Genomic DNA, 13,373 nt, shown 5'->3' with positions numbered 1-13,373 from the left:
TTTTAAATATTAAAATCTTCTGTTAAAATACCAATAATCATGTTTTATAAGGAGGAGAAATTATGTTGCAAGTAATGCCTTTAAATAGTGAAGACTATAATTTAATTACATCTGCTGAAAAAGTAATCGAAAAAAACTATAAATATGGTCGTCATCATATCGGTTCAGCTGTACGAACTAAAACGGGTAATATTTATGCAGCAGTGCATGTTGAAGCGAATGTTGGAAGAATAACAGTATGTGGTGAAGCCATGGCAATAGGAAAATCTATTTCCGAAGGTGATCATGAATTTGATACCATTGTAGCAGTTGCACACCCACACCCTCATGAAGATATAGAAAAATGTTGGGTTGTTGCTCCATGTGGTATGTGTCGAGAATTAATAAGTGATTACGGAAAAAATACGAATGTTATACTCTCTTATAATGGTGAACTTGTAAAATGTAACGTAATGGAATTATTACCTGAAAAGTATACAAGTGAAGTAGAATAATCATTCCTGTTTTCCATTCATTAAATAATATTATTCCAATAAAAAACAATCCATTTTAAAAACGGATTGTTTTTTTATTTCTGTTTTTTGCAGTTTATTTTATTTTTCTATTTTCAATACTGATAGAATTACATTAATAAAAATGAAATTCGAATATGCAAACGAGCCTTGCCCTGTATTTTTCATTTGAAAACCAAAATAGAATTTACCCTTACATTCAAAAGAACATTAATATATGATCTCTAAAATGAGGAATCTTATCATACCAATCTATAACAATTCTGTCTTCTTCCCTTGCCTGTTTCCTTTAGTACATATGATTTTAAAACTAGCGCTGTTAATGAATCCGTTAATGTTTTATATGATAAATTAGATAATGCTAATAGATCGTTCGTATATAACATTCTATGCTTCTCTAATAATAATAGTACTAATCGTTCAGACGGTTTTAATGCCTCATCACTTTCTAGTATAAAGTCGATATTTTTCATTTCTCTAATTATTACTCCTTATATAAAAAAATACTTACACAACTAATTTAATATAAAAATAATACACAACAAAATCTGAAATATATTAAAATAACATTGTTTTGAAACACTATTATACTATAACATAGAAAAAGCATTTCCCGAAATAGGAAATGCTTTTTCTATATTACTTATAGGTTTCTTCTCAATTAACTCCTTAAATATTTCTTGCGATATGCGGCTTACTGTAATGACTTGTTCCACCGCCACCTACTACTACTTTACCGCCTTTTTCAAAAATTAATAATTTACTTGAACCATCTGCAAGAAGTACTGTTACTTCAGCATTGTTACTTGTTGCTACATAAATTACATAACCACTTTTTGATATACACGTTTCCCAATTCGCATCAAATTCTGATCTTACTACACGATTTGAATACACTTGATTCTCAATTCTATCTTGTTCTACGTTTTCCAAATTTATCCCCCCACTTCTCCAAAATAACATTTATAGAAAAATAACAGTTCTATTTAAAATAGTGACTGTCTCTAATATAAATAGCATATGTAGTTAATAGAAAGATGCTTGGACGATGAAAACGAAATAGTATGTAAATAATATACAATTAAAACAAGGCAATCGATATTATGTCGATTGCCTTGTTTTCTTAGGTAGTTCTTCATTTTTCTTTTCGTACGGCTTCAAAAGTAAACATTTGATTAGCATTTGACGGTTCTTTTTCATAAACATAATCAGCAGAACAAGTAATGTTAGAGAAACCTATACTTTCTAACAGAAGTTTAAACTCTTCTATTCCATACCAGCGTACCGCAAAGCGCTGTAGTTCTGTTTGTACTAACTGTCCTTTACTCCATTTTTCATATTTTAAATATGATAGAGTAACTTGGTTCAGCCAATCTATTTCAATTGATTTATTTTCTAATGTAATTCCGTCTCCGCTCGGCAAAGAAAAAGTCGATGTATGAATTTCTCCAGTCTTCCAGTCATGGGGAAGCATAATATCTACGATTAATCGCCCGCCTGGATTAAGATGTTCATAAAAACATTTCAATGCGTTTATAGAATCCACACGATTTTCAATTAAACAAAAAGATCCAGTAGGAATGATAATTGCCTCGTATTTATGTGGCAGTGAAAATTGTTGTAAGCTTCCTTCATATAAATTAGGATATAAGTTTCTCTCTTTACATCGCACGCGGCACGATTCTAGCATTTCAGGTGAATAATCTATCCCATCTACTTTAAATCCAGCCTCTAGAAGTGGGATGATGACACGCCCTGATCCTACCGCTGCTTCGAGAATTCTTCCCCTACAATTTTTTAAACGTTCTTCGTAATACTCAATATCACCATTTAAAGAATAACCGACAGGCTTTGTGAAATCATAAAGTTCCGTGCAAAGTGTACTATAAAAACTAAACATTTATTTTCTCCTCCGTTTTTTACGTACGGAAGATTATAATTCAATTAATCTTCCTGTACCTTTACTTTTAATGAAAATTCGAAAGAGCTGACTGTCATAATATATCACTCGCTTTCCATAGAATATAATCATATTATATAACATCCCCCCACGAATGAAAATTCAGAATTTTATCGAAAGGAGAATATGATGAATTCATTCATTATATTTCTTTTACTTCTTATTGCTCTTAATGCTGTAATTTTCTTTATTGCAAAGAAGTATAGACGAATATGGAAAATTACCAGTGGCATTTTCATTCTTTCTTCCCCCATCGTTTTCTTCGCCACTTTGCATGTAATTGGTGAAAAAGTAGGAGATAGATTCGCTGGAGATTTTGCTGGACTTACATTTAGTGGCCTATTGATCATAAATGCAATTTTTTTATTTATTGTAAGCCTTTTTGTATCTACCAATAAACATTCACATTAAACTCCCCCTTTCAAAATGTAAAGAGCTTACTTTGTAGTAAACTCTTTATCCATAACTATTTATTTCACAATTGGCAATGTCACTTCACTTAATTTCACTGTAAGCTTCGTGCCCGCTTTTGGTCTAATTGTATAATCATAATCACTTGCAATTAAAACAACTCCAATTTGATGCCCAGCTTTAAAGACATATTCATCTGGCTGCATGTCCCATGTAAATGTATAATCTTTGCCCGGTTGAATCGCTGTTGAAGTTTCTATACTCTTTAAGTTTTGTGGATCCATCCAGCCCCTTGTTACGATTTCCGGCTTCGTTCCTCCATAGTCAACAAGTAAAGCAGTTAAATTTGATACAGATCGATCAATATTTCCTGTAATTGAAATCTTTGGTGTGCCACTTATGCGCATATCTTTTTGTAGTACAGGCATTGTATACACTAATCGATTGGCTACTTCTAATTCTGGGTTTGCTACTAATTCGTTTGATTTCATTTTTGCATCATCTACGAATGAAAACACCTTATTAACAACCCCCATGCTCAATGGTAAATTAACTGTTTTGTTACTTAAATACATACGAATTTTTGACGGTACAGCTGCTGGATCTGGCCAGTTTTTTAATTTTTCCCATGTTTTATTTTCACGTTGTACATCAACCATTGGTTCATTCATAATGCCATTTTCAATTCCATATAGCCAGTAATCAAACCATTTATTTTGTGTTTTTTGCCAGTCATTCGTTGATGTCCCACCGTGTCCACCTTGATGTAACCACATTTTACGAGGGACACCATTCTCTCCAAGCGCTTCCCACCACTGCGCAAACTGCTTCGTCTTTACATTCCAATCATTTAAACCATGAACAACAAATACACTCGCTTTTACATTTTTAGCATCTTTTACATAATTACGTTTGTCCCAAAAATTATTATAATTACCAGTTTTCCGGTCCTGTCCTGCTGTTAACTCTTTTATTACTTGTCCACAAACTTCAGGATTTTCTCTTGTTAGTACTGCTTCTGCCATATTATCTGTATCTTCTCCTTGGTATCCACCTGGCGCAATGACTGCACCGTTTGCACGATAATAATCATACCAACTACTAATCGCTGCAATTGGTATAATTGTTTTTAACCCTTCAACGCCTGTCGTTGCAACAGCATTCGGTAACGTACCATTATAAGAGACTCCAGTCATACCTACATTTCCTGTTGACCAATCGGCTTTAACTTCCTCACCATTTTCTGTATATGCTTTCGCACGTCCATTTACCCAATCAATGACAGATTTCGTCCCTAATATTTCTTGTTCGTCCCCAGTAGTCGGACATCCATCTGATTTTCCAGTTCCAATACTTTCACCTAAAATGACTGCATAGCCTCTTGGTACATAATAATTTCCGTATGAACCAAGATTAACAGCTCCATACGGTTTACCTTCATACGCATACAATTCTTCATCTACATTATATACAGGAACGTCTTTTAAACCAGCTCGATATGGACTCATTTCATATATAACAGGAACTTTCACATTTGGATCAGTTTTTGGACGCATAACTTTTACTGATACTCGATCTTTTTTTCCATCTCGATCACTATCTACTTCCGTTTCTACAAATAAATTTTCAACAATCGCTTCATCAAGCGAGTAAATCGGTTTTGTCATCCCATTCTCTAATTCAATCTTCGTGTTTGAACGTAACGCTTCTGAAATTTTTCCATTTAATTTAACGTCATTCTTATTTATGTAGTTTGTGTCTTTATTGTCCGCATACGCAGTCATACTAGAAACACCTGATGCAATTGATAAAGATAATATTGCTGATAGTGTAGCTATTTTCTTTTTCCCCATACTCTTTCCTCCCCATATATTTCTCCTTTTACTATACAACAAAATCACTGAAAATTCAGTTAATATTTTATGCAACCACTTGAGAAATTTGTAGAACACTCTTCCAACGATTTTTCGAAGTTATTTATTCTCCTTTACTACTCACATTTAATCAATTAGAAGCATCGCTTATTAATAGACGATGCTTCTAATTGTCTTAAATTATTCATTCTTCATAGTTATATAAAACCGTATTTCTCCCTCTATAGTAGATACACCATAGTCAAAACCATGCCTTTCTAAAATACTTTTCACGATTGCTAAACCTAGTCCTGTACCTGAATGGTCTTTACTACGAGAAGATTCTAAGACGTAAAAAGGCTCCCAAATTTTATCGATATCTATCATTTGTTCAGCATTCATACCATTTTGAATTTGAAAATATACACTTTCATTTCGATCTTCTAAAGTAATTTTTATATTTTGATTTGTTGTATATTTTATTGCATTAGAAATTAAATTTTGTAATACCATACTCATTTTGTTTACATCTGCATAAATAATTGCATCGCCAACATTATAATTCACATGCAAATCAATTTCTTTCGAATCCAGTTCAATCTTATGCTTATCTATAATACTTTGAAGTAGTGATTTAATAGAGAATTCTTCTTTTTGCAAAACATCTCTTTCCAATTTAGAAAATCGTAATAATTCTTCAATTAAATTTGATATTTGATCTGTTTGTTTAATGATTGTATCTATGTACGTACCATCATCTAGACCATCTTTTATTCCCATAGAATATGCTTTTACTAGTGCTATTGGTGTTTTTAATTCATGCGTCACATCACCCATAAATCGTTTTAAATGTTCATTTCGATCTGTTAAATCTTCATGCGCTTCATGTAGTTTTTTACTCATGATATTAATACTAGTGGCTAAGTCTCCTATTTCATCATTCGTTTTCACTTTTGTCTTTTTAAACTTTAAACGCGAAATATCTTCTGCGACATCACTTAATTCTTTCAGTGGTGTCGTAATTGTTTTTGACAATATCCATACAAGTAAAATAATGAGTAAAATCGTCATGCCTAAAATGAATAAATAAAATGTGTTTAACGTTTTTATTATTTCATTCGAATGTGCGATAGAAACCCCTACTAAAATCAACATATCGTTTTTCGCAATATATTTCACAAAAAAACTAGATTTGATTTTCTCTTGATCATATATTTTATTCAATTGTCCGAAGTTCTTTACTTTTATTATTTCACCTTTTGTAATCCAAAGTTTATTAAGGGCAACTCTTTTCCTTGTAAGTTGCATACGTAACTCATCATTAATATGATCTTCCGAATTGTTAATTGATGTATACGCAATCGTAACAGTTCCTTTATTATCAATGCTAGAAATTGCTTCATCTAGTTGTTCGCTCGGTATGGACTGTATTTGTGCTGTAATACCTTCTAAGCTTTCTCGCGTTTTATAAATGTTATATTTCGGTAAAAGATAGTTGATTAATAATAAAGAAATCGTAAAAATAAGAATAACAGTTAAAGAAATGCTGAGAAATAGTTTTTTTCCAAGTTTATTCACTCTGTTCCTCCAAACTATATCCTAGCCCACGATGCGTCTTTATAATATTTTCTCCAACTTTTTTACGTAATCTTCTTACATGTGTATCAACAGTTCGCTCTTCTCCAAAATAGTCAAATCCCCATACGATATCTAACAATTTTTTACGAGTCAAAATCATGCCTTTATGATTTAAAAAACACTTTATTAATTCTAGCTCTGTTTTTGTAATATCTAACTCTTTGTCATTTTTATAAACTTTATTTTTCGTAAAATCAATTTTCAAATCTTGAACTTGAATGACATCGTCATGCTGGACAAGCCTTTTCGCTCTAGTAATTAGTACGCCTGGATGAAATGGTTTTTTTACGTATTCATCTGCTCCGCTTTGAAGCGCTGCTAATTCATCTTCACTTTCACTTTTCGCCGTAAGCATTAATACTTTTACGCTTGAATTCTTTTTTATTTCCTGACAGACAGTAATGCCACTATGTTTCGGCATCATCCAATCTAAAATAGCTAAATCAATTTTCTCATCATAAAATATTTGAAGTGCTTCCTCTCCATCTTTCGCTAATAACACTTCGAAGCCTTCTTTTTCAAAATAAGCTTTTAAAATCCTTAACATATCTTGTTCATCATCTGCAATTAATACTTTCATGAATGATCCTCCATTGCTTTTAAACAAAAACCAATTGTATTATACAACTTCTTTGTTACATAAATGTGACAGAAAAATATTTGAACTTTTTAAGGGTATAGTAAAGACGAGGTGTTGTATTATGATTAAAAAAATTGGGGTCATTACTCTTCTTTGTTTCTTATTATCGACAAACGTGTTCGCAAATAGTAATCAACAAATTGAAGTATTTGATTGCCAAAAAGAAATGGTCGTTCAAAAACAATCTTTAGATTCAGCTATTCAAAAAGAAGCTGTTCAATATGCTAAATCCATTACTGGCCCGTTCAAAAATTTAAATGTCGTTCCAAAAGATGGTCACATGATAAAAATCCCTTTATCTAAACCAGTTTCTATTACAAATCAATGGCTACAAACAACAATTGATGAAGTACTTATTCTTCTACCACTTAACGAAAAACCTTATATTATGCTTTACGACGATGAAAATAATCCACATTTCTATTATGTAAAAGGTGATCCGAAGGGATTATTGAAGAAAATGAATGTAAAAACATAATTGAATAAAAAAGAGATCTCATAAGCTTATCTTTAGAAGGTGAGGTCTCTTTTTATAGCATCATTTCGGTAAATGAAATTAAAATTCCACTTTACAAATATAGGAACTCGAGACTAACAAAATATTGTTTTGACAGCCTTTTCTATAATACTTTATAGTGACTAGATCCTTGATATAATTCCCCTTTCACAAATCCATTTGCAGTATAAAATGCATCGCCTTGCTTTGTATCTGTATGTAAAACAACTACTTTAAAATTCTTTTCCGCATAAAATAATAGTTGGTTTAATAACAACTTCCCTAGTCCTATACGACGATAATTCTTTAAAATATAAAATCTCCTTAATCGGCCAATCTTATTATTTTCTGTATAAGGATCCTCATTCAACCCTCCTATTCCAATTAACTTTTCCCCTTGAAAAATACCATATAAACATTCACCAGTTTTATTAAATGTGTTTATTTTATTTTCATATTCACTTATTAGTTTTATTAGGAAATTAAATCCTTCTTCTTTGCTTTCCTGAACAAGGTAATTGTGTTCGTATATCATTAAATCTTCAATTTGTTGAATATGTATATCTTTCAAATAAATTCCCCCTTAATATGAAAATACATAAAAATGCTCAAGAATTATTTATTCTGAGCATTTTTATGGTTATTATTTTATTCAATTCATAGCATGCGTATTTTGCACTTTAGGTAAAATGCCCTTAAGCTCCATTAAATCATCTATTACTATATCCGCCTGAACAAGTTCATCTTCTTGTGCAAAATCAAAATTACATCCAATCGCAAATAAACCATTATCTTTGGCTGCGTTTATATCAGATAAACGATCCCCAACTACAGCTGCTTCTTTTATATCATATTTGTTCAAAATACTTTTTACTAAGTCGCTTTTATTAAGCGAGTTTATTTGTTCAATACTAAATGTTTCAGTAACCCATTGGTCTAAAGCATAATAAGATACGATTGCTCGTAAATATTCAGTTAAACCATTACTTGCAATATAAATTGAACAATTATTTTCTTTTATATATGTAAAAATCTCTTTTACATTCGGATATAAAGCACCTTTTCCACTCTTAATGTTTTCAATTAATCTTTCTAAAAAATATGCATCAGTTTGTTCTCTTACTTCAATAGAATGATTCGGTAATAAAGTTTCCCAAACTTTCGGTAAAGGCACACCCATGATTTCACGGTATTTTTCAATAGGTGTTACCGTATCCCATAATTGAAGGGTTCTTAAGTGATCAAATGTATCATCTAACGATAATTCTAAAATTTTATCTGTTTGAAATAACGTTCCATCCATATCAAAAATGAATGCTTGTAACATTTCATTCCCTCCTTTTGAACTATAAGTTTTACTCGATATATTTTTCAACATCTCAACGATAATTTCTGAACAATAGTTTGCGGCCGTTTTCGCGAAGTCATCATAAGAAATTTGTGCTTCATCGTCTGCACTGTCAGAAATACATCGTATTACGAGAAACGGTACTTCATTTATGTAAGCAACATGTCCTATTGCTGCACCTTCCATCTCTGTACAATGCGGTGCATATTCATCTATTAATTTCGCTTTTAGTTTTGAATCTTCAACAAAACATTCACCGCTTACGATTCTTCCTTCATGAACCCCAATATGTAAACTACTACTATTGCATGCAGTACATGCTAACTCCATTAATTTCTTACTTGCGTGAAATTCCTCTTGGAACGGGAATAAGTTTTTCATTTGAGTCTTACTTACATCATGATGAGTTACGTTAGTTGAAATAACTACATCGCCAACTTTTACATCTGGATGTAGCCCGCCAGCAACACCGGTATTGATGATAGCATCTACATCAAATTTATGAATTAACGTTTGCGTACATGCGGCTGCATTAACTTTTCCTACACCACATCTTGTAACAATTATTTCTGTTCCCATGAATTCACCAATGTAAAAAGGCATTCCCGCAATTATTTGTTCTTCTTGTACAACTAATTTTTCTAAAAGTAAGTCTATTTCAATTTGCATTGCTCCGATAATTCCGATTCTGTTCATGAATGTACTCTCCTTTATTAATTACTCCCTTTAATTCTTTCAGACATAACCGACAATAAAAATTTCGGAAGTACGATTTGTCTCTTTAATCTTTTCGGCTGTGAGAGTAATCTATATAACCATTCAGTTCCTGTATCCCTCATAATTTTCGGTGCTCTTTTTACAGTACCAGATATTATATCGATCATACCTCCGATACCTATAGATAGTGGAATGTTTAATGTTTGTATGTTTTCATAGATGAATTCTTCTTGTTTCGGTGAACCTAGTCCTACTAACAGTAAGTGCGGCTTGAATTGCTTTATTTTCATTTTTACCTCTTCTATTTGCTCACCATTTACAAATCCATGCTGTCCTTTAAACTGTGCTCCTGGAAACTGCTCATTTAATTTTTCTAATGCCTTTTTATTACTTTCTGGAGCAGCTCCAAAAAGAAAGACGCGGTATCTATTATCGTTACAATATTTTATTAAATCGTGAGTGATATCTGCCCCTGTGACGCGTTCTTTCAGCGTTCCTTTTAATATTTTCGAGCCAATTATGACACCAATTCCATCCGCTGTTATTAAATCCGCAGATAGTAACATCTTTTTAAACTGTTTAGATTTAGCCGTACTTTCCTTTGCAGACATAACAATTTCAGGATTTGCAGTTACTACAAATCTTGGTTTCTCTTGTTTTTCATGTAGCCAACCTTTTAATAAACTTATAGCTTTTGCATATTCTAAAGTTGAAAAAGGTATTCCCTTTATAAGTTGGTGATCCACTATACTCTCCCCTTACATAAGTTGCAAATATTCATCAATATCTTTAGAAATTTGTTTAAAGGCTTTATCCCAAAATTCATAGCTCATTATATCTATTTCAAAATGTTTTTTCATAAGTTCTTCCACTGGAGCTTTTCCTGTTTCTCGTAAAAACTCTTTATATTTCAAGTGAAAAGTACTTTTCCTTTCTTTCGCTATTTCTAATAAACTAAAACTAACTAAATAGCCAAATGTGTATGGATAATTATAAAAAGGAACATCTGCTATATAAAATTGAATATATTTCACCCAAACAAACGGCTGATATTCTAATAATGCATTCCCGTATGCTTTTTTTTGCGCTGCTATAGATAATTTCTCAATTTCATCAGCACTTAAAGGACTTTCTTTACATTTCTCGTAAAAGTTCTTCTCAAATTCGTACGATGCTCGAATTGCCATTACATAATTAAAACAGTTTCTTATTTTCCAACTAAGCAATGACTTTTTCATATCTATACTATCTGTTGTTTGAATTAGATAATTTACAAGCACCGTTTCAAAGAAAATAGATGCTGATTCAGCTGTACTCATTGGCAAATAATCATCTAAAAAAGAAGAGGATTGTTCAAAACTCATATTATAAAAATGCCAAGCATGTCCTAGTTCGTGGGCAAGTACTCTTACACTATCGATACTTCCGTCGTAACGCATTGAGATTCGAGATTCTTTCTCACTGAAAAAAGGAGCACAAAATCCACCTGGTGATTTATTCTCTCTCGGCTCTGCATCTACCCAACCACTTACTATCGCATGACTTGCAAATTCTGCTAATTCTTCATCTATATTTTTTAATGCATCATATATGTTTTGTACTGCTACTGAAAAAGGAATAATAACCTCATTATTCTCCTTTACTGTCATAAGTTCATGCCATGTAATCGAAGCTCTGCCTTTCTTATACACATTTAAAGCACTAACTAATTTATCTAGATTTTCTTCTGTCGCATTCCATATTTGTAATAATACAGTTTCTGAAATACCATTCGCATGAAGGGACCTTGCTAAAATCTCTATATCTTCTAATTCATTACCCTTTGTATTACGCAATCTTCCTATTTGATTTAATACAGTAGCAAAAATTTCTTTCTCCTTATGTAAAGCACATGTTAATGACTCGAATACTTCTAGTCTTTCCTTTTCATTATCACTATTCATTGCAACATGATTTGCTTGTCCAAATGATAATTGCTTATTATTGTGCTCTATTTCTATCCTATTCCTTAATTGTATGTACATATTTTCCCACGCATTTAGTTCATCTTTTATTAGCCTAGTATTATCAGTAATTTCCACTTCACTTTGCTGCATGACTTGCTGCACTTCACTTTTTAATTCCTTTACTTTCACAGTCAATCTAGTATTATCCGATGCAACACTTTCTTCAGCCGATCGACAGTACAAATAGTATTCTGCTTTTTCAATAGCTTGTATAAGTTTTGAAAGAAGACCTATATCTTTTGTTACAAAATATTGTTCTTTCAACTCCAATATTGGTACTAGAATATCCCCCTTTGAATACAATCGATCTAAATCCCACGTAGCAACTTCATTCATTTTTATAGCCGCCTCCTATTTTTACAAATAGTTACAGATATTTCTCCCTACACAATTATATATGAAATAGAAAAATTTTAATATCTTTAAATATTTAGATTTCTATACAAACATTCTTATTTATGCCCTTTGCTTACACTACTGAAACGCACATAACATAAACAGATAAATGCTACTGCCACTGGAATCAATATTACTCCTCCAATAAAAGGATAAACTACTACGCAACATGTAAAAGCTACTATAGAAAAAAATTTACCTAACTTATTCTTTATTAATTTCATCCCAGCCGCAGTACCTACTATATATGTAACAATTCCTAACGAATTCGGTATTAATACAATTTTATCTATACTAATATGAAAAACGAAACTTATTAGCAAACCTATTATTGCAATACAACCTACAACTTTTACTGCATTTGTTGGTGTTTCTCTTTTTTTATTAATATATCCTAAATAAAGAGGTGCAATTTCTTCTCTCCCTAGTGAATAACCTAAGCGACCCATACTTGCAATAAAGGCATTTGTCGTCCCTAAACAAATGATAAAAGCTAAAAATCCAATTACCCATGCAAATTGGTCACCTAAAGTTTGCTTGATTACAAGCACGAGAGCTGTAGTATTATCAGCATTTATATGATAAGATTTCGTTCCAATTACTGATAATGCAATACCAACATATAAAACTCCAATAATAACAATCGCAAATGCCGTAGATAAAATAATATTTCTTTTTCTAGGTGTTTTAAATTCTGGAGCTAAACTTGCAATAGCTTCCCAGCCGAAAAAAGACCAAAAAATTAATAATGATGCCTCTAAAATTGGATTTATTTCTTGCATAGAAATATGTACATTTATATTCTTCATTTCAATATAAGATAGCGAACTAATAATAGTTACGATTAAAATAAAGAAAGTTAATACACCAATACATACTTGAAACCACCCACTCATTTTTAACCCATATAAATTAAAAACAATTGAAGTACTTAAAATAATAAGCGCTATAATGTAAGAAAAATATGATGATAAATTAAACACTCTCACTATATACATTCCACCAGTCATTGAGACTACGATTTGCCCAACGCTACCTGCAATAAAAAAACACCATCCTATAATAGCACCTATCTTTTTACCGAAAGCTTTTTCTGCAAAAGTAGCTATTCCACCAGCACTTGGATGCTCTATCGATAAAAATGCGAATGTGAATGCAAGTGGAATACTAAGTAATATCATAACAAGCCAAGAAACAATTGCATTCCCCTCTGCTACACTCGCTGTCATACCAGGTAATATAAGAATTCCTGATCCTAGAACCGCTCCGACGTATAAGGCTGTTCCCTTTTTAATAGAAATTGTTTCACCAAAATGATTAGACATTACATGCACCTCCATTTATATTTTAATTATAGAAAGTTATCATTCTATTCAATATACAAAAGTGTATGTAA

The 13,373-nt window shown here is 31.8% G+C and carries 14 protein-coding genes; 3 read left to right on the top strand and 11 right to left on the bottom strand.

All coding sequences use genetic code 11. From position 1 onward, the window contains the following. Window positions 1-62: 62 nt before the first annotated feature. Entirely contained in the window at window positions 63-494 is a 432-nt protein-coding gene (locus tag MR079_RS01605) for a cytidine deaminase (protein ID WP_242293345.1), read from the top strand. 260 nt (window positions 495-754) lie between these two features. Here the strand turns inward: MR079_RS01605 and MR079_RS01600 are convergent, their stop codons facing one another. From MR079_RS01600 to MR079_RS01590, 3 genes are all read right to left on the bottom strand, one after another. Further along, entirely contained in the window at window positions 755-985 is a 231-nt protein-coding gene (locus tag MR079_RS01600; RefSeq protein ID WP_000789031.1) for a hypothetical protein, read from the bottom strand. Between the two features lie 196 nt (window positions 986-1,181). Continuing rightward, window positions 1,182-1,445, bottom strand: a complete 264-nt coding sequence (locus MR079_RS01595) for a hypothetical protein (RefSeq protein ID WP_000432426.1) — start codon at window positions 1,443-1,445, stop codon at window positions 1,182-1,184. Window positions 1,446-1,647: 202 nt separating this feature from the next. After that, entirely contained in the window at window positions 1,648-2,412 is a 765-nt protein-coding gene (locus MR079_RS01590) for a class I SAM-dependent methyltransferase (RefSeq protein ID WP_139865862.1), read from the bottom strand. A 189-nt stretch (window positions 2,413-2,601) separates the two neighbouring features. Between MR079_RS01590 and MR079_RS01585 the strand changes: the two genes are divergently transcribed. Continuing rightward, window positions 2,602-2,883 carry a hypothetical protein gene (locus MR079_RS01585; RefSeq protein WP_242293344.1) on the top strand — a complete coding sequence of 94 codons (282 nt, stop codon included), beginning with the start codon at window positions 2,602-2,604 and terminating at the stop codon, window positions 2,881-2,883. Window positions 2,884-2,942: 59 nt separating this feature from the next. Here the strand turns inward: MR079_RS01585 and MR079_RS01580 are convergent, their stop codons facing one another. From MR079_RS01580 to MR079_RS01570, 3 genes are all read right to left on the bottom strand, one after another. Next, complete coding sequence (locus MR079_RS01580) at window positions 2,943-4,736, bottom strand: Xaa-Pro dipeptidyl-peptidase (RefSeq protein ID WP_139865864.1); 1,794 nt, start codon at window positions 4,734-4,736, stop codon at window positions 2,943-2,945. 201 nt (window positions 4,737-4,937) lie between these two features. After that, complete coding sequence (locus MR079_RS01575) at window positions 4,938-6,314, bottom strand: sensor histidine kinase (RefSeq protein ID WP_242293343.1); 1,377 nt, start codon at window positions 6,312-6,314, stop codon at window positions 4,938-4,940. Beyond that, a complete protein-coding gene (locus MR079_RS01570) occupies window positions 6,307-6,954 on the bottom strand; it encodes a response regulator transcription factor (protein ID WP_139865866.1) in 648 nt (215 codons plus the stop codon). Before MR079_RS01570 ends, MR079_RS01575 begins: the two co-directional genes overlap by 8 nt. 121 nt (window positions 6,955-7,075) lie before the next feature. Between MR079_RS01570 and MR079_RS01565 the strand changes: the two genes are divergently transcribed. Continuing rightward, a complete protein-coding gene (locus MR079_RS01565; protein ID WP_042514963.1) occupies window positions 7,076-7,492 on the top strand; it encodes a hypothetical protein in 417 nt (138 codons plus the stop codon). A 142-nt stretch (window positions 7,493-7,634) separates the two neighbouring features. Here the strand turns inward: MR079_RS01565 and MR079_RS01560 are convergent, their stop codons facing one another. The 5 genes from MR079_RS01560 to MR079_RS01540 form a co-directional block, all read right to left on the bottom strand. Further along, window positions 7,635-8,081 carry a GNAT family N-acetyltransferase gene (locus tag MR079_RS01560; RefSeq protein ID WP_139865867.1) on the bottom strand — a complete coding sequence of 149 codons (447 nt, stop codon included), beginning with the start codon at window positions 8,079-8,081 and terminating at the stop codon, window positions 7,635-7,637. A gap of 81 nt (window positions 8,082-8,162) precedes the next feature. Further along, entirely contained in the window at window positions 8,163-9,554 is a 1,392-nt protein-coding gene (locus MR079_RS01555; protein ID WP_242293342.1) for a 5'-methylthioadenosine/adenosylhomocysteine nucleosidase, read from the bottom strand. A gap of 17 nt (window positions 9,555-9,571) precedes the next feature. Continuing rightward, the gene (locus MR079_RS01550) at window positions 9,572-10,321 is read right to left on the bottom strand and encodes a WecB/TagA/CpsF family glycosyltransferase (protein ID WP_139865869.1); all 750 of its coding nucleotides are present in this window, start codon (window positions 10,319-10,321) and stop codon (window positions 9,572-9,574) included. 12 nt (window positions 10,322-10,333) lie between these two features. Then, on the bottom strand, window positions 10,334-11,917 hold the full coding sequence (locus MR079_RS01545; RefSeq protein ID WP_139865870.1) for a M3 family metallopeptidase: 1,584 nt from the start codon (window positions 11,915-11,917) through the stop codon (window positions 10,334-10,336). A gap of 116 nt (window positions 11,918-12,033) precedes the next feature. Then, window positions 12,034-13,302 (bottom strand): APC family permease, encoded by a 1,269-nt coding sequence (locus MR079_RS01540; protein ID WP_242293341.1) that lies wholly within the window; start codon window positions 13,300-13,302, stop codon window positions 12,034-12,036. Window positions 13,303-13,373 lie beyond the last annotated feature (71 nt).

Source organism: Bacillus cereus group sp. BfR-BA-01381, assembly GCF_022663555.1.
Classification (GTDB): Bacteria; Bacillota; Bacilli; order Bacillales; family Bacillaceae_G; genus Bacillus_A; species Bacillus_A pacificus.
Note: the sequence above shows the minus strand (reverse complement) of the source record. Positions and strands in the feature narration are given on the sequence as shown.